Annotated in this window: 18 protein-coding genes; 7 read left to right on the forward strand and 11 right to left on the reverse strand. The window is 69.4% G+C overall.

The features are described 5' to 3' along the window. Positions 1 to 28 precede the first annotated feature (28 nt). The 3 genes from Q7J39_RS10520 to Q7J39_RS10530 all read right to left on the reverse strand — a co-directional run bounded on the left by Q7J39_RS10520 (position 29) and on the right by Q7J39_RS10530 (position 1,877). Positions 29 to 298: an EscU/YscU/HrcU family type III secretion system export apparatus switch protein gene (locus tag Q7J39_RS10520; protein ID WP_304824029.1), complete on the reverse strand. Its 270-nt coding sequence runs from the start codon at positions 296 to 298 to the stop codon at positions 29 to 31. After that, positions 295 to 1,404 carry a flagellar hook-length control protein FliK gene (locus Q7J39_RS10525; RefSeq protein ID WP_304824032.1) on the reverse strand — a complete coding sequence of 370 codons (1,110 nt, stop codon included), beginning with the start codon at positions 1,402 to 1,404 and terminating at the stop codon, positions 295 to 297. Before Q7J39_RS10525 ends, Q7J39_RS10520 begins: the two co-directional genes overlap by 4 nt. Positions 1,405 to 1,484: 80 nt before the next feature. Next, complete coding sequence (locus tag Q7J39_RS10530; RefSeq protein WP_304824036.1) at positions 1,485 to 1,877, reverse strand: hypothetical protein; 393 nt, start codon at positions 1,875 to 1,877, stop codon at positions 1,485 to 1,487. A gap of 194 nt (positions 1,878 to 2,071) precedes the next feature. On the opposite strand from Q7J39_RS10530, the gene Q7J39_RS10535 reads away from it, so the two are divergent. From Q7J39_RS10535 to Q7J39_RS10550, 4 genes are all read left to right on the forward strand, one after another. Beyond that, positions 2,072 to 2,239, forward strand: coding sequence for a Flp family type IVb pilin (locus Q7J39_RS10535; RefSeq protein ID WP_304824039.1), 168 nt, complete (start codon positions 2,072 to 2,074; stop codon positions 2,237 to 2,239). A gap of 251 nt (positions 2,240 to 2,490) precedes the next feature. Beyond that, positions 2,491 to 4,800, forward strand: a complete 2,310-nt coding sequence (locus tag Q7J39_RS10540) for a TonB-dependent receptor (protein WP_304824042.1) — start codon at positions 2,491 to 2,493, stop codon at positions 4,798 to 4,800. Positions 4,801 to 4,824: 24 nt separating this feature from the next. After that, positions 4,825 to 6,099: an MFS transporter gene (locus Q7J39_RS10545; protein ID WP_304824045.1), complete on the forward strand. Its 1,275-nt coding sequence runs from the start codon at positions 4,825 to 4,827 to the stop codon at positions 6,097 to 6,099. Positions 6,100 to 6,307: 208 nt separating this feature from the next. Further along, positions 6,308 to 7,498, forward strand: coding sequence for an MFS transporter (locus Q7J39_RS10550; RefSeq protein WP_304824049.1), 1,191 nt, complete (start codon positions 6,308 to 6,310; stop codon positions 7,496 to 7,498). On the opposite strand, the gene Q7J39_RS10555 is transcribed toward Q7J39_RS10550, so the two are convergent. The 6 genes from Q7J39_RS10555 to Q7J39_RS10580 all read right to left on the reverse strand — a co-directional run bounded on the left by Q7J39_RS10555 (position 7,495) and on the right by Q7J39_RS10580 (position 14,084). Then, positions 7,495 to 8,709, reverse strand: a complete 1,215-nt coding sequence (locus Q7J39_RS10555) for a glycosyltransferase family 4 protein (protein ID WP_304824052.1) — start codon at positions 8,707 to 8,709, stop codon at positions 7,495 to 7,497. The genes Q7J39_RS10550 and Q7J39_RS10555 overlap by 4 nt on opposite strands. Beyond that, on the reverse strand, positions 8,706 to 10,544 hold the full coding sequence (locus tag Q7J39_RS10560) for a hypothetical protein (protein ID WP_304824055.1): 1,839 nt from the start codon (positions 10,542 to 10,544) through the stop codon (positions 8,706 to 8,708). Before Q7J39_RS10560 ends, Q7J39_RS10555 begins: the two co-directional genes overlap by 4 nt. Positions 10,545 to 10,598: 54 nt before the next feature. After that, on the reverse strand, positions 10,599 to 11,354 hold the full coding sequence (locus Q7J39_RS10565; protein WP_304824057.1) for an ABC transporter ATP-binding protein: 756 nt from the start codon (positions 11,352 to 11,354) through the stop codon (positions 10,599 to 10,601). Continuing rightward, positions 11,351 to 12,190 (reverse strand): ABC transporter permease, encoded by an 840-nt coding sequence (locus Q7J39_RS10570; RefSeq protein WP_304824060.1) that lies wholly within the window; start codon positions 12,188 to 12,190, stop codon positions 11,351 to 11,353. The genes Q7J39_RS10565 and Q7J39_RS10570 overlap by 4 nt, the downstream gene beginning before the upstream one ends. 104 nt (positions 12,191 to 12,294) lie before the next feature. After that, positions 12,295 to 13,020, reverse strand: coding sequence for a methyltransferase domain-containing protein (locus Q7J39_RS10575; protein WP_304824063.1), 726 nt, complete (start codon positions 13,018 to 13,020; stop codon positions 12,295 to 12,297). 26 nt (positions 13,021 to 13,046) lie between these two features. After that, entirely contained in the window at positions 13,047 to 14,084 is a 1,038-nt protein-coding gene (locus Q7J39_RS10580; RefSeq protein ID WP_304824066.1) for a dehydrogenase, read from the reverse strand. Between the two features lie 103 nt (positions 14,085 to 14,187). On the opposite strand from Q7J39_RS10580, the gene Q7J39_RS10585 reads away from it, so the two are divergent. Together Q7J39_RS10585 and Q7J39_RS10590 are read left to right on the forward strand one after the other, a co-directional pair. Next, positions 14,188 to 15,264 carry a glycosyltransferase family 2 protein gene (locus Q7J39_RS10585; protein WP_304824069.1) on the forward strand — a complete coding sequence of 359 codons (1,077 nt, stop codon included), beginning with the start codon at positions 14,188 to 14,190 and terminating at the stop codon, positions 15,262 to 15,264. Beyond that, on the forward strand, positions 15,261 to 15,623 hold the full coding sequence (locus tag Q7J39_RS10590) for a hypothetical protein (RefSeq protein ID WP_304824072.1): 363 nt from the start codon (positions 15,261 to 15,263) through the stop codon (positions 15,621 to 15,623). Before Q7J39_RS10585 ends, Q7J39_RS10590 begins: the two co-directional genes overlap by 4 nt. Here Q7J39_RS10590 and Q7J39_RS10595 read toward each other — a convergent pair. Together Q7J39_RS10595 and Q7J39_RS10600 are read right to left on the reverse strand one after the other, a co-directional pair. Beyond that, the gene (locus tag Q7J39_RS10595) at positions 15,598 to 16,326 is read right to left on the reverse strand and encodes a hypothetical protein (protein WP_304824075.1); all 729 of its coding nucleotides are present in this window, start codon (positions 16,324 to 16,326) and stop codon (positions 15,598 to 15,600) included. The genes Q7J39_RS10590 and Q7J39_RS10595 overlap by 26 nt on opposite strands. A gap of 2 nt (positions 16,327 to 16,328) precedes the next feature. Continuing rightward, positions 16,329 to 17,180, reverse strand: coding sequence for a GNAT family N-acetyltransferase (locus Q7J39_RS10600; RefSeq protein ID WP_304824078.1), 852 nt, complete (start codon positions 17,178 to 17,180; stop codon positions 16,329 to 16,331). A gap of 108 nt (positions 17,181 to 17,288) precedes the next feature. On the opposite strand from Q7J39_RS10600, the gene Q7J39_RS10605 reads away from it, so the two are divergent. After that, positions 17,289 to 18,671, forward strand: a complete 1,383-nt coding sequence (locus tag Q7J39_RS10605; RefSeq protein ID WP_304824081.1) for a hypothetical protein — start codon at positions 17,289 to 17,291, stop codon at positions 18,669 to 18,671.

Here is an 18,671-nt window from a genome sequence, read left to right on the forward strand (position 1 = left end):
ATCTTCAGGCGCGATCGATGGCTGACAGCTAGGTGTCGGTCTGTGGTTCGCCGCCTTCGCGCATCAGGAAGGCGAGGATCTCAGCCACCGCCACGAACAGGCGCTCCGGGATTTCCGCGTCCAGCTCGACCTTGGAGAGCGCCTCGGCCAGCAGGGGGTTGTGCTCCAGGGGGACGCCGTGCGCCTCGGCCGCGGCGATGATCCGTTCGCCCACCCGTCCACGGCCGGCGGCCACCACGCGGGGCGCGCCCGGGGCGTCGTACTGCAGGGCGACGGCGAGGCGGCGGTCGTTGCTCATGCCGACTGGTCCAGCAGGCGGCCCGCGGGTGTCGCCGGCGCGGGCGGCGGGCCGGAGTGCACGACCAGTTCGAGCTGCAGGCTGGCGGCGGCGAGCGCCCGGGCCAGCATCGGCTGGGCCGCGCGCAGGCGCTCGGCGGTGTCGGCGCGCAGCACCCAGAGGCTGACGCGGGCCAGGTCGCCGTCGAAGGCCACCTGGGCGTCCACCGGGCCGACGGGCTCGAAGTCGACGGAGAAGCGGGCGCGCCACAGGGGCTCGCGGTCTTCGTCGCGCGCGCGACCCTGGCTGTCGCGGCTGATCTCGAACTGGGCGACGCCGGGACCCTGGGGGGTCTGGAGCGGGGTCTCGAACCACCAGCGGCTGGGGTCGTCGGGCCTCTCCGGCTCGGGCAGGGAGGCCATCTGCAGCAGGTCGATGTGGGCGAGCGCGCCCTGGGTCTCGGCGGCCAGGGCCTCGCTGATGGCGCCGGCGGCGGCGCCCAAGGGCAGGCTGGGCATGGCCGCCTTCTGGGCCGAGGTGGGGGCGCCGCCATAGGGTGGCGGGGGCGTGGCGCCGGGAGGTCGCCGGGTGGCGGGGCCAAGCGCCTGGCGCAGCACCAGGAGGGCGGCCTTGAGGTCGCTGCCGAGCGGGGAAGTCTCGGGGTCGGCGGCGAGGTTGGCCTCCAGAAACAGGCCGGAGGTCTTCAGCGCCCGCTTGATGTCCGCGCCTCGCACCGCCGGGTCCAGGGGGATCAGCTGGGCCAGCATCTGCAGGGCCGCGGCCCGGGCGGGGGGCGACAGGGCCTGGGTGCGAAGGGCCTGGCTGAGATCTGCCATCAACGGGGCCAGGCCGCTCTGGCGGGTCAGGGCGCTGCGCAGGGCCTGGGCCATGGCCTGGGCCGGGGTCTGGGGCAGGAGCGGCGCGAGGCCCGGCTGGGACGAGGTCTTTGCCGCGCCGACCCGGGTCAGCGACTCGACCGGCTGGGACGGATCGACCGCGTCGGCCTCCACCGCCCGCTGCATCTCGCGCAACAGCTGGCCGCCCTGCACCCGGGTGACGGGGCGCACGGGGGCGAGCGCCGGCACCTGTGCGGCGGTGGGGATCGTCCCCAGGGGGGCGACCTTCATGGCGCGGCCTGTCTGGACACGCCTTGATTCTAGGGGCGCGGGGTGAAGCGGTCCTTAAGGGCCGTGGCGGCGTGGGCCAGCTAGGTCGCCGGCGCCCGGTAGGGAAGGTAGCCGCGCTCCACCATGCGACGCATGGCTTCATAGGCCTCGGCGAGTTCCTCATAGGCCTGGCGGAGCCGGCCCAGGCGGGAGATCTGCTCGTGGCTGGGGCTGATGCCGTCGCTCAGGGTCAAGGCTTCCTTGACCCACTGGGCCCGGGCCATGGCGGCGGCTACCGCCATCCGCTGGAACTTCTGGGAATCGGCGTGGCCCAGCACCGCGCCGATCACCTCCTTGTTGGAGGCGAAGGCCGTGTAGTCGATCTGCTCCAGCTGACCGCGCATGCGCCGCTGGGCGTGGGGATCGTCGCTGGTGTCCTGCGGCTCGAAGTGATCGATCGCGTGCCTGTGGAAGCTGGACGTACGGGTCGCCATGGCGGCTCCCTTTCCTGTTCAGCCTTCACCCTAGGCGCCTCAGGCCTTCGAAGCCGTTAAGAGCGAAGTCTACGACATAAGACTACTCGCTCTTTAAGGGTGTTTGGAAAGCCTTGCTTCAACCTGTCCGGGCAAGTTGCGCCACAGCGTCACGGGCATGGGTCCGCTGGCGCTCCCAGAAGGGGAAGGTGTGCATGACCCAGTTCCTGAAGAACTTCATCGCCGACGAGTCCGGCGCCACGGCCATTGAGTATGGCCTGATCGCGGCGTTGATCGCGGTGGTCCTCATCGCCTCCATCTCCGTGCTGGGGGAAAAGGTCGGCGGCACCTTCGACAAGGTCGGGACCGAGATGCCGCAATAGCGGCCGGATTTCTGTCCCAGAGCGTTGGAGCGTGACGGTGGGCTCCACCATCCCGTCGCGCTCCAGGCCGGAGCGGCCCCCCCGCCGCTTCGGCCACCTCTGCGGCCTCGCCGACACAGGGCGGTCAAAACACGACGCCTGATCAATCGTTAGTCTCACTAACCATTGACGAAGCCAAGCACCTCTCCCAATCTTGATGTCGATCGAGGCGGCGACAGACCGCGTCACGACCCTGGGGAGGGACTTTTCCGATGCCGACTTCCAATTCCGCGCGCGCCAAGCTGCTGATGGCCACGACCGCGCTGGTGCTATCCTTCGCCGGCCAGGCCCTGGCTCAGACCGAGGTCGCCGAGGTCGTGGTCACCTCCGAGCGCCGCGAGACCAAGCTGCAGGACACGCCGGTCTCGGTGAGCGCCTTCTCCCAGGAGACCATGGCGGCGCGCGGCGCCACCAACCTGCAGGACCTGGGCAACTTCACCCCGAACCTGGAACTGCACCAGACCAACCGCCCGGCCGGCGGCGGCTCGGCCTATGCCGGCTACATCCGCGGCGTCGGCACCGGCGACTTCCAGTTTCCCACCGATCCCGGCGTCGGGGTCTATGTCGACGACGTCTATCTGGCCCGCGCCGTGGGCGGTCTGATGAGCCTGGACGACATCGAGCGCGCCGAGGTCCTGAAGGGTCCGCAAGGCGCCCTGTTCGGCCGCAACACCATCGGCGGCGCCATCAACATCGTCACCGAGAAGCCCGATCTCAGCGAGGTGAGCGGCGTCCTCAAGGCCCGGGTGGGTTCCTACGGCCGCACCGACTTCGGGCTCGCGATCAACGGGCCGATCATTGAGGGAAGGCTGGCCGGAAAACTCTCGGCCTCGTTCCTGAATTCCGACGGCTGGTCGAAGCGCTATGACGGCCAGAACGGCAACAACGAGCACCGGATCGTCTTCCGCACCGCCCTGCGCTACGTCCCCGCCGACAATCTCGATGTGCAGTTCAACGCCGACTATTCGGAGCAGAACAATGTCGGGCCGCAGGGTTATCTGATCCGCTACCTGACCTCGCCGGCGCCCTTCCCGCCGGCCAAGGCGGCGCGGTTCAACACCTATGCGGCGGCGGCGGAGAACCAGCGCCTGGGTCTGCCGGCGGGTTCGCTCTACGACAACCGCTGGGCCTCGAGCGATCCCTACCAGAGCAACGCCCTGCAGGGGGGCTATGACAACTACCAGATCGGCGGCGCCTCGGTGGTGGCGACCTGGGATGTCAGCGAGGCCCTGACCGTCAAGTCGGTGACCGCCTTCCGCGGCGTCTCGGCCAAGATCGGGGTGGACGGGGACCAGACCCCCTACTCGATGCAGACCTCGCAGACCGAGCTCTATGATCACCAGTATAGCCAGGAGCTGCAGTTTTCCGGCAGCGCCCTCGACGACCGCCTGAAGTACCTGGTGGGCCTCTACGCCTTCCAGGAAAACGGCTCGTCCAAGCTCTACACCGAGAGCTTCCACGGCATCTGGGAGAACGTGCCCCTCGCCCTGCGGATCAATTCCGACGCCGCCGACACCTTCACCTACTTCTATATGAAGGCGAAAAGCTACGCGATCTTCACCCAGGAGAGCTTCGCCCTGACCCCGCAGATCGAGCTGACGGTGGGCGGTCGCTATAACTGGGACGAGAAGGACTACGCCTTCTCGGTGCGCTTCACCCAGCGGGGCGTGGCCCAGGTGCCCTTCAGCCGCGACAATCAGACGTGGGAGAGCTTCACGCCGAAGGCTGGGATCAACTGGCGCCCGGCCGACAATATCCTGATCTATGCGAGCTATCAGGAAGGCTTCAAGTCGGGCGGCTGGGGCTCGTCCAACAGCCCGCTGTCGCCCACCCCCCGTTATCAGCCTGAGACCATCTCCACCTGGGAACTGGGCGCCAAGACCGACTGGTTCAATCGCCGTCTGACCGCCAACGTCGCGGTGTTCCAGAGCGACTACAAGGAGATCCAGTTCACGGTCCAGAAGGTGGACCCGGTGACCGGAGCCAACCTGCGCACCACCCAGAACTCAGGCGACGCCGACATCCAGGGCTTCGAGGCTGAGTTCGTGGCCGTGCCCACCGACGGCATGACCCTGAACCTGGGGGTCGGCTATGTGGACGCCAAGTTCAACCGCCTCACCCCTCAGGCCCGGGCCATCCTCGATCCCTTCAACCGTCCCAACGCGGTGAAGATCGGCGATTCGCTGCCGCAGGTTCCCGACTGGTCGGTGAACGGCGGCGCCCAGTATGTCTTCCAGCTGGCCGCCGGCGACCTGACGGTGCGGGGCGACGCCTCCTACAAGGGCGACCAGTTCCTGACCCTGGGCGATCCGACTTCGTTCCAGGCCGGCTACACGCTCTACAACGCCGCCATCACCTTCGCGCCCAACGCGGTCCCCGGGCTGGAGCTGTCGCTGAACGGCACGAACCTCAGTGACGAGGTCTACTACGCCTATCACGCCACCCTGCCGCCGACCGGCCAGGAGGTGGGCCTGCCGGTGCAGCCGCGCCTGGTCTACGCCACCGCCAAGTTCCAGTTCTAGCGCGCCGGAAAGAGAGCGACCGCCATGGAGGACGTCGCCGCGGGGATCCGCCGCAAGCTGATCCCGCGCCTCCTGGCGCCCGTCGTCCTGCTGCATTTCTTCAACGCGCTGGACCGGTCCAACCTGTCCTTCGCCGCCATCAGCATGAACCCGGAACTGGGTATCGACCCCAAGGCCTATGGCTTTGGGGCAGGCCTGTTCTTCGTGGGCTATCTCGCTTTCCAGGCGCCGCACGTCTGGCTGCTGACCAGGATGAGCGCGAGGTGGTGGATCTTCGGCACGGTGCTGGTCTGGGGGACCGTCGCCTCGTGCATGAGCCTGATCCACGACGTGGCGAGCTTCAATCTCCTGCGGTTCCTGCTGGGGGTGGCGGAGTCCGGCTGGGCTTCGGGGATCATCCTCTATCTCAGCCGCTGGATGCCGCGACGCTATCGGGCCGGCGCCTTCTCGGCCCCGATGCTGGCCATCCCGCTGTCGGTGGTTGTCGGAGGTCCGCTGTCGGGCTGGCTGCTGTCGATGGACAACCCGCTGGGTCTCTCCGACTGGCGCTGGATGTTCCTGGCCGAGGGCCTGCCCACCGTGGTCCTGGCCTTCGTGGCCCTGGCCTATTTCAAGGACGATCCCCACCAGGTCAGCTGGCTGAACGATGACGAGAAGGCCTTCCTGGTGGAGGACGCCGCCGCCCAGGTGGGGCAGCCTCAGAGCGTGGCGTCCTGGCCGGCCCTCTTCTCCAGTCCCCGCGTCTGGGCCTCAGTCGGGCTGTGGTTCACCCTGCTGACGGGCGCCTATGGCCTGATCTTCTGGCTGCCCCAGGTGATCAAGGCGGCGGGCGGCGGGGACCCCCTGCGGGTCGGCATCCTCTCGGCCCTGCCCTGGGTGGGGGTGGGGGTGGGGATGGCGGTGAACGCCTGGCATTCCGACAAGACCGGCGAGCGCTACTGGCACGTCGCGGCGCCGGCCCTGCTGGCGTCGGCCGGGTTCGCCGGCGCGGCCTATGTGGGGGCAGGCGGGCTGGCCCTCGTGCTGCTGATCGCGGGCGGCGTCGGCCTCGGCGCGGCCCAGGGCGCCTTCTGGGGCGTGCCCTCCACCTTCCTGACCCCGGCGACGGCGGCGGTGGGGGTGACTCTGATCAACATCGCCGGATCGACGGGCGGCCTGGCCGGGCCCAACATGATCGGGACCATTCGCCAGGCCACCGGCTCCTTCGCCCTGCCGGTCTATGCCATGGCCGGCCTGCTGGTGGCCGGCGCCCTGCTCACCTGGGCGATCGCGACCCTCAATCGCAAGGCGGCGGCTTGATCCCCGGGTTCGGAAGATAGTATATAACACATACAAAATATAAGGGGAGGCGGATGAGACTGTTCCTGCGCTTGAGCGCCCCCCTGGTTCCTGAGTCCAAGACGCCGCCCCCAGGCGCCCGCGACGGCGGATCGCCAACTTCTCCACTGGCGTGGAACGAGACCTTGAGGCCTTCTGCGCCCGGGGAACAATCACGGGGGAATCGGCCATGACCACCGCCAAGCGTCTCAGCCCAGGCTTCATCGTCGCCATCTGCTTCTGCATCGCGGCCCTGGAAGGCTACGACATCCAGGCCTTCGGGGTCTCGGCGCCGCACATGGCGCCGGAGTTGGGGCTCAATCCCGGCCAGATGGGCTGGGCGGGCAGCGCGGCCATGATCGGCCTGGTGATCGGCGCGCTCACTGGCGGCTGGTTCGCCGACCGGGTGGGGCGCAAGCCGGTGCTGGCGGTCTCGGTGGCGGCCTTCGGGGTGTTCTCGGTGGCCACGGCCTTCGCCAACAGTTTCGAAACCCTCACCCTGGCCAGGCTGCTCACCGGCATCGGCTTCGGCGGGGCCATGCCCAACCTGATCGCCATCGCCACCGAGATCAGCACACCGTCGAAGCGGGCGGCCACCACCACCAGCATGTTCTGCGGCCTGCCGGCCGGCGGGGCGCTGGTGTCGCTGCTGGCCAGCAACGCCGGCGACGCTCTTGACTGGCGAACTGTCTTCCTGATCGGCGGCGCCCTGCCGCTGCTGCTCGTCCCCGTGGTGCTGTGGCTGCTGCCCGAGACCCGGCCCGACCATGATCCAGACGCCGACCGCGGGCTAGCCCGGGGCCTGTTTTCAGAGCGCCGTGCGCTCACCACCTTCCTGATCTGGGTGGTGTTCGGCCTCGACCTGCTGGTCACCTACCTGCTGCTCAACTGGCTGCCGACCCTGGTGGTGGCCAAGGGCTTCACCGCCGCCGACGGGGCCGCGGCCTCCCTTTGGTTCAACGCCTTCAGTGTGATGGGCGCCCTGATGCTGGGCTGGATGGCCGACAGGATCGGGTTCCGCTGGCCGCTGCTGGCGGTGTTCCTGGTGCTGGCCGGCGCGATGTACGGCCTGGCCCAGGCGACGGCCTTGCCGGCCATCTACGGCTTCGCCGCCGCCGCGGGCTTCACCGTGGTGGGGGGGCTCTACGTGCTCTATGCGCTCGCGCCGATCTACTACCCTGCCCAGGTCCGTGCTGCGGGCGCCGGCGCCGCCATCGCGGTCGGGCGGCTGGGATCCATTGCGGGTCCCCTGATCGCCGGTGAACTGCGCGGCGCGGGCTACAGCGCCGGCCAGGTGTTCCAGTCGATGGTGCCGGTGGTGCTGGTGGGAGCGGTGGCTGTTTTCGCGCTGATGAGCGTGGGCAAGCCCGTGAAAGATTAGCCTCTGATCGCCGCCATCGCCGCGCGCTTCACCTCGTCCGGCAAGGTCGTGAACCAGGCCTGGGGCGAGAGCCGCTCGGCCACCATGCGGCGACCGTTCTCGGCCAGACGGCGGCCGAGTTCCGGCGTGGTGCGCAGGCGCTGCAGGGCCTCGGCGGCGGCGGCGGTGTCGGGCTCGGCCCAGGTCTGACCGGCATAGATTCCCTGGCTGTCGCGCACCGGAATCGGGTGGAAGGGGATCAGCAGGGCGCTGCCCGCATCCATGAAATCGAGATTGCCCGACCAGCCGGTGGCGATCACCGGCGTGCCCAGGGCCATGGCCTCCGCCGGGGTCAGTCCGAACCCCTCGGCGCGGTGCAGGGAGATCAGCACATCGGCGCCGGCGATCAGGCTCTTGACCTGATCATAGGGCCAGACGGCGTCCTCGATGGTGACGTTGGCGGGCGCCAGGCGGCGCAGGCGGGCCAGGTGCTCGGGGAAGAGGTGGCCGTTCTGCGTCTTCATCAGCAGGCGGACCGTGGGTTCGTCGCCAAAGGCCTGGGCGAAGGCCGAGATCACGCCCTCGGGGTTCTTGCGGGCCGCGGCGGAGTTGAAATCGAACAGGCTGACCGCCTGGAATTCCGCCGTGTGCGGGGTGGGGACCACGTCGCGGTAGTCCTCGAGGAACAGCGGGTGGGGAACGACGCGCACCGGGGCGGCCGCGCCGGCCAGGGCCTGGGCGGTATAGGCGCTGGGCGCCCAGACGCCGTCCACCAGGGCCGCGTCCTTCAGCCAGAGATCAGGCGCCCTGGGCAATTCCCAGGCCCAGTAGCCGTAGCGGGGACCCAGCACCCGCCTGGGGCCGAGATAGGCCAGCGCGGCCAGAAGTTCCGGCGCATTGAGGTGGAATATCCAGGGGCCCGGGGCCGGCGCGGGCCCGGCCTTGCCGATCCAGTCGAGCTGGGCGGCGGAAACGTCGATGGTCTCCACCGGGACGCCAAGCGCCTCGAAGGCGCGGACGGCGAGGCGGGCCGAGGCGGCGATGCCGTGTGACCCTTCGAAATAGCCCACCACGCGGATCGGTCCGCCCACCGTGCCGGCGGCGTGGGGCGCCCGGGCCGACGACCGGACATAGGCCGACAGCGCCCGCGCCAGCACCGGCTGGGCGGCGCGGCGCAGAGGTTCGGGGATCAGGCCGCGCCAGAGGCGCCGCGCGCTGGCGACCGGGCTCATCGCCGCGCCGAACGCCAGGACACGCCGTGGGCCAACAGGGCGATGGCGTCGGCCGCGCTGAGTCCCGGTGCGGTCTGGAACACAACCTCACCCACCTGGGCGGGCGGCGGGACGACCTCACCGGAGGCGGCGCGGAAGCAGGTGGTGGCGCTCTCGAAGACCGGGGCGGCGGCGGTGTCGGTCCATCGTTCCATCACCATCAGGGTCTCGCAGGCGCCGGTGGCGGCAATGCGGCGCGGGACCAAGCCCGCATGGCGCACGCTGAGCCGGGCCAGGCGGAAGAGCGGGTGGTTGCGAACGGCGACGGGGAGGGCGGCCAGATCGACGCCCACCTCGGCCAGGCCGCCGCCGATCAGCCAGCGCAGGAAGGCGAAACGCTGGTGGAAGCTCGTCAAGGGAAAGAGCCTCTGCAGGTCGCCGCGACCCTCCCAGATGCGGAGGAAGAGGCGCGGGAAGGGCAGTCCCCGGGCGAGGTGCGTGACAGCCGCCTCAAGCGTGGGATCGACCAGTCCTGCCGGCCACCCGGCGCGGTCGGCCAGGCCATAGGCCGCGATCGCGGACGCCTCGCCGACCGCGTAGCGGGTTGCGCGGGCGACGACCTCGGGACCGGCGCCGGCCAGCAGGCGCGCGTCGAAGCGGCCGGCCAGGGCCTCGGGGCCCAGCAGCCAGGCCTGGAGGCCCGCGGGGTCGGTGGCGAAGCGGTCACGCAAATCCCTGCGGGCGGCCAGCATCGCGGCCACGGCCGCGGCCGGGTTGGCGTTCAGCCACGTCGTCAGGTCGCTGGACGCGGCGAGCCAGGGTCCCTCCGGCGGCGCCAGCGGCTGGCGGGCGTCAGCCTCGCCCGGGGCGTCCAGCCAGGCCTCGGCCGCTCGGCTCAAACCGCCGCCGAAGGCCTCGCCCGCCCGCGCGGCGTCCAGCATCCGGCGGCGTTCCTGAGGCGTCACCAGCCGGCCCGAGGGGAAGGCGCGGTGGCCGTAGGGGGTCTCCCGGGCCTGCGCATGGCCGTTGCGCAGCATGGCGGCGGCGTAGACCTGCAGCAGGTCGGCCAGGGCCGAGCCCGGGGCGACCTTGATGCGGTCCTGGTGCTTGGAGAGCAGGTCGGGTCGGGCGGGGTCGAAACCGGAGAAGTGGAAGAAGCCCAGGCGCTCCCCCTCTACCCGCCAACCGTCGGCGCCTTTGGAGAGCTCGCGGCCTTCCAGGTTCCAGTAGGCCAGGTTGAGGGTTGGCGTGCGCAGCAGGGCGAGATCGCTCACCAGGCCGGGCGCGAGGTCCATCCACTTCTGGTCGGTGAACAGGCCGGCGGCGAAGTCGACACGACAGTCGAACCTTAGCTTCTCCGCCCACCAATCCAGCAGGGCTTCGATCTGCGGCTCGTTGCGCACCGCCATGAAGCCGAGATTGTAGGCGCCCGAGGTCAGGATGACGTGGTCGTTGGGATTGGCCTCGCCCCGCAGCGGCCGGGTCAGGTGCGGCGTCAGGACCAGGGGCGCGCGGGACAGGCCCTCGCGCACCTCGGTGAGCGGCCGATAGACGAAGATGTCAGGGTCCAGATAGACCACCGAGCTCACGCCCGGCTGCGCCAGCAGGGCGCGGAAGGCATGCGGCTTGACCGCCGTGTTCAGTTCCAGGGCGTCGTAATAGGCGCACAGGTTGGCGAAGTCGGGGACGAGGTCGCCCGCCTCGATCACCCGGACGCCCTTGTCGGCGAAGGCGATGGCGCCGTCGGTGGCGATCACCACCCGGGCGACATCAGGCTCGGCCACGCCGAGGCTCTCCATCAGCGTCGCCGCCTGGGCCGCATAGTTGCGCGAAACGATGGTGAAGACGACGTCCACGGGGTCTCGCGCCTGTCTCTGGGATCGTTTGTCTAGCAGCCCGGGGCCGCGGCGTCAGGCGTCGGCGAGCAGGTCGTCCAGGTTCTTGACGCTGGTGACCGCAGAGGCGACGCCGCCCTTCATCACCATGACCTTGTTGCAGTAGAGGCGGATGAGGTCGATGTCGTGGGAGGCCAGGACCAGGATGCCGGCCCGCTCCATCAGCGACAGCAGACGCGCATGAGCGATCTTCTGGAACTGGGCGTCGCCGACGGCGATCCATTCGTCCATCAGCAGCACGTCGGCCTCGACGGCGGTGGCCACGGCGAAGGCGAGCCGCGCCTGCATGCCGGCCGAATAGGTCTTCAGCGGCATGGCCAGGAAGGGGCCCAGGCCGGTGAAGTCGCCGATCTCCTCCAGCTTGTCCTCGATCTCGCGGGCGGTGAGGCCGGCGATGCGGCCGCGCAGGCGGATATTGTCGTAGCCGGTGGCCGAGGCGTCGATGCCGAGGTTGAGGTCCAGCAGGGAGGCGATCTTGCCGTGGATCTCGATCTGGCCCTCGTCGGGCTCATAGGCTCCCGACAGCGCCCGCAGCAGGGTGGTCTTGCCCGAGCCGTTGTGGCCGATCAGCCCCAGGCGGTCGCCGGCCTTGAGCTTGATATTGACGCCGGAGAGCGCGGTGACCTCAGTGGCGCCGGTCAGGGACGAGCCGAGACGGCCGCCCACGGTGACCGTGGCCAGGCTCTTCTTCAGCGACTTGGCGTCCACCCCATAGACGGGGAAGCGCATGGTCAGGTCGCTGACCATGATGGAGACCTGGGGACCCTTCATAGGTAGTGCACGATCCGGCGGCGGGTGAGAGCGAAGGCGCTGAAGGCGCCGAGCCAGCCCAGCAACGCCAGCAGGGCCAGGACTGGATAGGTCCCCGATCCCGACTGGCCGCCCATCAGGGGCGTGCGGATGCCATCGATCATGTGGAAGAAGGGGTTCAGCACCAGCAGCGCATGGCCCCGGCCGCCGCTCATCCGGCCCGGCTGCCAGAAGATCGGGGTCATGAACATGGCGAACTGCATGATCGAGCCGACGATCTGCGGCACGTCGCGGAAGCGCGCCGAGGCGATGCCCACCGCCATGCTGACCCAGGAGACATTGAGCATCAGCAGCGCCAGGCCCAGCAGGGCCATGGGGATGTTGGACACCTTCCAGTAGCCGAACCAGATCAGCACCACGACCACGATCACCAGGTGGTGGGCGAGCGTGATCAGGTTGCGCAGCACCGTGCGCCACACGAAGGTGAACATCGGCAGGGATGTCTGGCTGAGCATGCCCGAGGCGTGGACGAAGGTGTCGCAGCCCTCGGTGATGACCCCGACGATGACGCCCCAGAAGACGATGCCCAGGGCCACGAAGGGCATGTATTCCTGGATCGGGACCTTGAAGATCTCGGCGTAAAGGAAGCCCATCCCCAGGACCATCAGGCCCATGGAGAGCGTGATCCAGAAGGGGCCGAGGATCGAGCCGCGATAGCGCGAGACGATGTCGTGCCAGGCGAGCGACCAGGCGAGGTCGATGCGTTTCGTCGAGGCCTTGAGGTCGGCGAACGCCATGCCGAATTCGTGCACGGCGCCGCGACGGCCCGTGCGCAGCATGTGTTCCGAGGTTTGCATCAACTCTCCCGACCGGGGCCGCTGGTAACAGGTCGCATTTTGCGGCGCAAGCGTGGCGCAGGGCGGCGAAACGCTCGGAAATCGGTGAATTTGCGGGCTGCTGCCTAGAGCTCGCTCTCGTCCTCGAAGGGCGGGGGGCTGGTCTTCATGTGGGCGTGGTCGGCGCGGTACTGGTTGAAGTGGCGGCGATCGGCGGGGCTGGGCTGGGCGGTGTCGCGCACCATGCCGCCATAGGCCAGTTCGCGGGCGGTGCGTTTGCGCACCACGAACTCGATGCCGCACTCGCCGATCGGGGTCAGGGTCTGGTCAAACCGGGGCAGGTCATAGCGGAAGGTGGCGTTCAGCAGGGCCAGCCGCTCGATATCGGCGGCCTCGCCCAGGCCCGAGAGCAGGTCCACCAGGTTGATGGACCTGTCGCTCCAGGAGCGGGCCTTCAGGATCGTGAAGGTCCACTTGTGGTCGCGGTTGTGGGTCGAGGGGAAGACGCCCTGCTCATAGAGATCCTCGTCGGGCACCGTCACCACCAGGAAGCCGCCGGGCTTGATGACCCGGAACCAGGAGGCGAGGCCCTCCTTGGGGTCGATCAGATGCTCGAGGCAGTGGCTGGAATGGACGAAGTCGAGGCTCTCAGGCGCCAGGCCCGCCAACTGCTGGGCGTCGCCGTCCTCCCAATCCCAGACCCGCACCGCGGTCAGCGCCGGGAAGAAGCCGGCGTACAGGGACAGGGGATCAGGCTTGCCGCCGATGTCGAGGCCGTCGCCCACGAACCAGCGCCGGGCGAAGTTGGGGTCGGCCATGCGCCGGACGATGGATTTCGAGAGCTCTTTCACGCCTTGGCTCTAACCGTTTTCGCCGCTCACCGCACCACCCAGGATTCGGCGCCCGCGCCGGTGAAGCGCGCCGACTGCGCCGCGCCGCCGAAGTTGGTCAACAGGCGCTTGAGGCCATCGCGCTTGGTGGGGTCGATCAGGAACATCATGAAGCCGCCGCCGCCGGCCCCGGAGACCTTGCCGCCGAAGGCGCCGAAGGCCTTGGCTTCCGCATAGACTTCATCGATCCGGGTCGAAGACATCCGGGTGGCGGTCAACTTCTTCGACGCCCAGCCGCTATCGAGGAGTTCGCCGAACCGCGGCAGGTCGCCGGCCAGCAGGGCCTCGCGCATGGCATAGGCGCTGGCCTTGATGTCGTGCAGGGCCTGCAGCGAGGCCGGCGCGTGGGCGCGCATGTTGGCGGTCTGCTCCTCGATGATCGAGGCCGACTCCCGCGACACGCCGGTGAAGTAGAGCACCAGCGAGGCCTCCAGCTCCTTCATCACCGTGGGATCGACGGCGACCGATTCGACGTCCACGCGGTCCTGGTCGTGGAAGTGCATGACGTTCAGCCCGCCGAAGGCCGCGGCGTACTGATCCTGGTGGCCGCCGGCGAGGCCGAGGTCGCGGCGCTCGATGTCATAGGCCAGGGCGGCCACCGCATGGGGCGTCATCTCGATGTCGAGGAACCGGCGGAAGGCCTCCACCATGGCCACCACAAGGGCCGAGGAGGTCCCCAGGCCAGAGCCCGGGGGGCAATCGGCATAGGTGGTGAGCGTGAGCGGGATGGCCTGGCCGCCGGTGTGCTCGGCCATGAAGCGGTTATAGACCCCCTTCAGCAGCCGCAGGGGCTCGTCGGTGGGCAGGGGGCTTGTGGCCGCGCCGTTCCAGAAGTGCTCGCGGTCGGCGGCCACCAGCCGGACCTGGCCGTCGGTGCGGCGCTCCAGGCTGACATGGGCGAACAGGTCGATGGCGGCGTTCAGCACCACGCCGCCATGCTCATCGCAATAGGGGGAGACGTCGGTGCTGCCGCCGCCGAAGCCGAGCCGGAGCGGTGCGCGGGCGCGCACCAGATCGTGGGGCATGAGTCTCGCCGGTTGGTGGACGTTGGCCCCTCGGGGTAGTCGCAGGCCGGGCGCTTTGCAACCTGCCAGGAGCCGTGTATCCGACCGGGTGAGGAAACCCCTGATGCCGCCGACAGACTCCGACGCCACGATGGTCCAGGCCCGCTCGGCCCGACCCCTTGGCGCGCCTGTGTCGGGCCTGCCCAGCCTGGAGGACTCCGGGACCTGGATCATCATTCCCTGCTACCGGGTCCGCGATCACATCCTGAAGGTGATCGCCAAGATTCCTGCCTGGGCCGAGGGCATTGTCTGCATCGATGACGGGTGCCCTGACAAGTCGGGCGATTTCATCGAGGCGGCCAAGGCCGACCGCCGTGTCGTCGTTGTGCGACTGTCGAAGAATCGCGGGGTCGGCGGCGCCGTGCTGGCCGGCTATGCCGAGGCCATCCGCCGGGGCGCCCGGGTGCTGGTCAAGGTGGACGGCGATGACCAGATGGACCTGGGCTACATCCCGCACCTGGTGGCGCCTATCCTGCTGGGGGAGGCCGACTACACCAAGGGCAACCGCTTCACCTCCATCAGCCACCTGAAATCGATGCCGGGCGTCCGCGTGTTCGGCAATGCGGCGCTGAGCTTCGCCGCCAAGGTCTCCACCGGCTACTGGAACGTCTTCGACCCCACCAATGGCTTCACCGCCATCGAGGGCTGCGTGGCCGACCGGGTGATGGAGAAGCAGATCTCGCAGCGGTTCTTCTTCGAGACCGACCTGCTCTACCACCTGGGCACGCTGAGGGCGGTGGTGCGCGATGTGCCGATCCCCGCCCGCTACGGCGAGGAGGTCAGCAACCTGCGGATCGGCGCCATCGTGGGGCCCTTCGCCCTGAAGCACTTCACCAACTTCTGCCAGCGGGTGATGGGCCAGTACTTCGTGCGCGACTTCCATGCCGCCACCCTGGAGCTGATCTTCGGCGCCATCTTCCTGGCGTTTGGCGGGACCTACGGCATCCACTGGCTGGCGACCCGCGACCCGCACCAGACGGCTTCGGCCGGCGTGGTGATGGCCGCCGCCCTGCCGGTGATCGTCGGCACCCAGATGCTGCTGCAGGCGATGAACTTCGACGTGCTCAACACCCCCTCGCGGCCGATCCACCCCTATCTGCGCACCATTCGCCAGATGGAAGCCGCCGAGCACGCGCCGTGAAGGCGGTCGACTACCTGCTATGCGGCGGCTTCGCCGTCGCCCTGCCGATCGGCCAGCTGCTGTTCAAGTGGGCGGCGCTCTATCAGGCCCAGATCGCCGGGCCGATGCCCTGGAAGCTGCTGAAGAACTTCCCGCTGATGGGCGCCTTCGGCTGGTACGGGCTCACGGCCCTGGTCTGGTTCTACATCCTGACCCGGACGCCGCTGTCGACCGCCTACGCCTTCTCGATCCTGGGCTCGGCCCTGGTGCCGCTGATGGCCTGGGTGATCTTCAAGGAGCCGGCCAGCTGGAAGTTCGCGGTCGGCTACGGCCTGATGCTGGCGGGCTTCCTGGTCATTCTGCAGGCCAGGCCGTCCTGATCGAGGCCGCCACCTCGGCATAGGTCACCCCATACATCCGCTCATAGAGGAGGGGCCCCGGATGGGGGCGCTGGCTGATGCGGATCGGGTCGAGGGCCTGGTGGGCGAAGCCTCTGCTCAGATAGGCCGCGAACATCACCGGCCAAAGGCCGAGCCAGGTCTTGGCCTGCGACGGGAAGGCACGGACCCCCACAGCGAAAGCCAGCCACTCCGCGCGCGACATCCGCGTTCGGACCAGCGGTCCGTTGTCGGCCAGCGGAATCCCGGCGCGAAACAGGCGGCCGGGCAGGCCGGGACCGTTGTAGAGGGTGACCTGATCAATGGGGGTCGCCCCCGCCACCTTCACCGCCAGCGCCGCGCAGGCGTCGTGGTCCATGTGGCCGCCCTCCCAGGCGGTGACGACGAAGCGCTCGACCGGTCCGATCCGCGCCAGCTCGGCGGCGAGCCGGGGCAGCAGGTCGGGCAGGTGGCGGTGGACCTGGCCGTCCAGGGCGCCGGAGCCGGCGCCGACGTGGATCACCCGCTCGGCCGGCGCCCCCAGTCCCGCCAGATAGGCCCGCGACTCAGCCAGGCGGCGGGCCGACAGCGCCGGCGTCGCGTAGTCGGCGATGTAGAGGAACCATTGATCCTCACCGGCCCGCGCGATCAGCGGCGTGGCGAAGTACTCATCGTCGAAGTGGGCGAGGATGTAGGCGACGGCCATGGTCAGTAGGGGTCGAAGTCGAGGAAGCCGATGGCCGTGCGCGCGGCATCCAGGCTTTGCGGCGCAGGATCTCCCAGGCGCCTGTAGATCAGGTTCAGCGGCGACGGCCGCAGCTGCCGAGGCAGCCGCAGGAAGCCCAGGGTGGCAAGGTCCACCCGCGGCTCCAGGCCGATGAACAGCGAAGCCAGTCCCGCGGCGCCACCAGGCTCGGTCAGGCCCTCGCTGACGAACCCCACGCAGCGCACCAGGGGCAGGTGGGTCGGCGCCGAGATCACCGTCAAGCCGTCGCGGTCGCGCACGCCGTAGGCGCTGGCGGGGTTGGCCAGCCGCCAGGCCAGCCGGCGCGGGGTCCAGTCGATGCGGAAGTCAGCGCCGGCGGCCTCGAACCGCCGCGGCCGGCGCAGCAGGACCCCCGCCTCCAGCGGCGCGACGAGTTGGAAATCCAGCTTATTGAGGAAGCCCGGCGTGGAGTTGGCGTTGGCCACCCCCATGACGAAGCCGTGGCCGCCCGCGGCGCCGGCCTCATAGGTCGCCTGGGCCAGGCGGGTGAACAGGCCCTGGCCGCCATAGTCCGGGTCGGTGACGGTGTTGAGCGACAGCAGTCCCCGCACCGAGGCGCCGCCGATCCGCGCCGTGGTGGGGCAGGTGACGTAGTGGGCGGCCAGCCGCTCGCCGTCCCAGGCGTCGAAACCCACCACCAGTCCGTCGGGATTGTCGCGATAGCGCCAGGCCAGGGCCTGCGGCGTGAACTTCGGCGCCTCCCCGAACACCTTGCCCAGCAGAGCCGAGTAGGCGTTGAGCTGCTCGGAGCTCGCCCCGGAGGCCCGAATCTGAAGGTTTGGCGCGGTGGTCATCTGGCGGCGATCATGGAAGCGTCGCTGCGTCGCGGCAACGGCGGCTTTTTGCACCTTCTCAGAGACCGCTGCCCGCCCTACCTCTCAAGGTGGATGGGGAGCGGGCGCATGGCGCGACGGGGACTGGATCTGACCGCCGACGATGTGGTGCGCGGCCTGCTGATCGCGGCCTTCCTGGTCATGCTGGGCGGCGCCATGCCGGGGCACCTGTCCCCCGATTCTATTTCCCAGCTCTATGAAGGCCGCATGGGGACCCGGGAGACCTGGGGACCGGCGGCCTACGCTGCGGTGCTGGCCGCCTTCGACTCGCTGGTGCCGGGCACGGCGCTCTATGTGGTGGGCAGCGGCTTCGTGTTGTTCGCCAGCCTCCTGGGTCTGCGCGGGTTGCGCCCGAAGGCGTCCTGGGCCGCGGTTCCCGTGGCCCTGTTGTTCCTGGCCTCCCCGATCATCCTGGTGTTCCAGGGCATCGTCTGGAAGGACGTGCTGTTCGCCAACCTGGCCGTGGCGGGGTTCTTCCTGCTGGCCCGAGCGAGCGCGAGCTGGCCCGTCGGCCGGCCGCCGTGGATCGTGCTCGCCGGCGCCCTGCTGGCCTTGGCGCTGGCCGCCCAGGTCCGCCAGAACGGCGTCATCATCGTCCCCTTTGCGGCCCTGGCCCTGGCCTGGACCGTGCGCGGGGAGGGCTGGCGGCGCAGCCTGATCTGGGGCCTGGGCGCCCTGGTGGCCATCATGATGGCGTCCCACCTGATCGGCGTCGCCTCCCAGCCGGCCAAGGCGGGGCCCGACAAGGCCGGCGGCGTGGGTGTCCGTATTCTGCAGCATTACGACATCATCGGCGCGGCGGCGCACGACCCGAGCCTGAGGCTCACCGTCTTCAACGCCGCCGATCCCGAGGCCGAGACCGTGATCCGCACCCGCGGCGTTCCGATCTACACGCCCGTCCGAGTCGACTATCTCGACCTGGATCCGGCGGTGGGGGGGGTACTCTGGCGTCAGAGCGACGAACTGGTCCGCGCCCAGTGGCTGGACATCGTGCTGCGCCATCCGGGCGCCTATCTCGCCCACCGGTTCGACGTGTTCCGCTGGGTGTTCCTGACGCCCATGATCGACTCATGCCTGCCCCTGTTCGTTGGCGTCGACGGGCCGCCCGAGACCTTGAAGAAGCTGCAGATCGCGCCGGGGAAGGACGCGTCCGACCTCGCCCTCTACAATTACGGGACCTGGTTCCTGGACGGGCCGCTGTTCTCGCACCTCAGCTATGCGGTGGTGGCGATGCTGACCGCCGGCGCCCTGCTGCTGCGGCGCGATCGGGCCGACGCGGCCATCGTCGCCCTGCTGGTCGCCGCGCTGGCCTTCACGGCGAGCTTCTTCGCCATCTCCATCGCCTGCGACTATCGCTATCTCTACTTCCTGGACCTGGCGGCCATGACCGGCCTGCTCTACCTGGCCCTCGATCCGCCTGTGGCCCAGGTTCGCCGACTGCTGAGACGCTGA

It is taken from the genome of Phenylobacterium sp. (assembly GCF_030651185.1).
Taxonomy (GTDB): Bacteria; Pseudomonadota; Alphaproteobacteria; order Caulobacterales; family Caulobacteraceae; genus Phenylobacterium.

Bases quoted from the DNA above. Each gene is read 5' to 3' on its own strand.
- Q7J39_RS10520 (WP_304824029.1), bottom strand. From the start codon at position 298: ATGAGCAACGACCGCCGCCTCGCCGTCGCCCTGCAGTACGACGCCCCG.
- Q7J39_RS10525 (WP_304824032.1), bottom strand. From the start codon at position 1,404: ATGAAGGTCGCCCCCCTGGGGACGATCCCCACCGCCGCACAGGTGCCG.
- Q7J39_RS10530 (WP_304824036.1), bottom strand. From the start codon at position 1,877: ATGGCGACCCGTACGTCCAGCTTCCACAGGCACGCGATCGATCACTTC.
- Q7J39_RS10535 (WP_304824039.1), top strand. From the start codon at position 2,072: ATGACCCAGTTCCTGAAGAACTTCATCGCCGACGAGTCCGGCGCCACG.
- Q7J39_RS10540 (WP_304824042.1), top strand. From the start codon at position 2,491: ATGCCGACTTCCAATTCCGCGCGCGCCAAGCTGCTGATGGCCACGACC.
- Q7J39_RS10545 (WP_304824045.1), top strand. From the start codon at position 4,825: ATGGAGGACGTCGCCGCGGGGATCCGCCGCAAGCTGATCCCGCGCCTC.
- Q7J39_RS10550 (WP_304824049.1), top strand. From the start codon at position 6,308: ATGACCACCGCCAAGCGTCTCAGCCCAGGCTTCATCGTCGCCATCTGC.
- Q7J39_RS10555 (WP_304824052.1), bottom strand. From the start codon at position 8,709: ATGAGCCCGGTCGCCAGCGCGCGGCGCCTCTGGCGCGGCCTGATCCCC.
- Q7J39_RS10565 (WP_304824057.1), bottom strand. From the start codon at position 11,354: ATGAAGGGTCCCCAGGTCTCCATCATGGTCAGCGACCTGACCATGCGC.
- Q7J39_RS10570 (WP_304824060.1), bottom strand. From the start codon at position 12,190: ATGCAAACCTCGGAACACATGCTGCGCACGGGCCGTCGCGGCGCCGTG.
- Q7J39_RS10580 (WP_304824066.1), bottom strand. From the start codon at position 14,084: ATGCCCCACGATCTGGTGCGCGCCCGCGCACCGCTCCGGCTCGGCTTC.
- Q7J39_RS10585 (WP_304824069.1), top strand. From the start codon at position 14,188: ATGCCGCCGACAGACTCCGACGCCACGATGGTCCAGGCCCGCTCGGCC.
- Q7J39_RS10595 (WP_304824075.1), bottom strand. From the start codon at position 16,326: ATGGCCGTCGCCTACATCCTCGCCCACTTCGACGATGAGTACTTCGCC.
- Q7J39_RS10600 (WP_304824078.1), bottom strand. From the start codon at position 17,180: ATGACCACCGCGCCAAACCTTCAGATTCGGGCCTCCGGGGCGAGCTCC.
- Q7J39_RS10605 (WP_304824081.1), top strand. From the start codon at position 17,289: ATGGCGCGACGGGGACTGGATCTGACCGCCGACGATGTGGTGCGCGGC.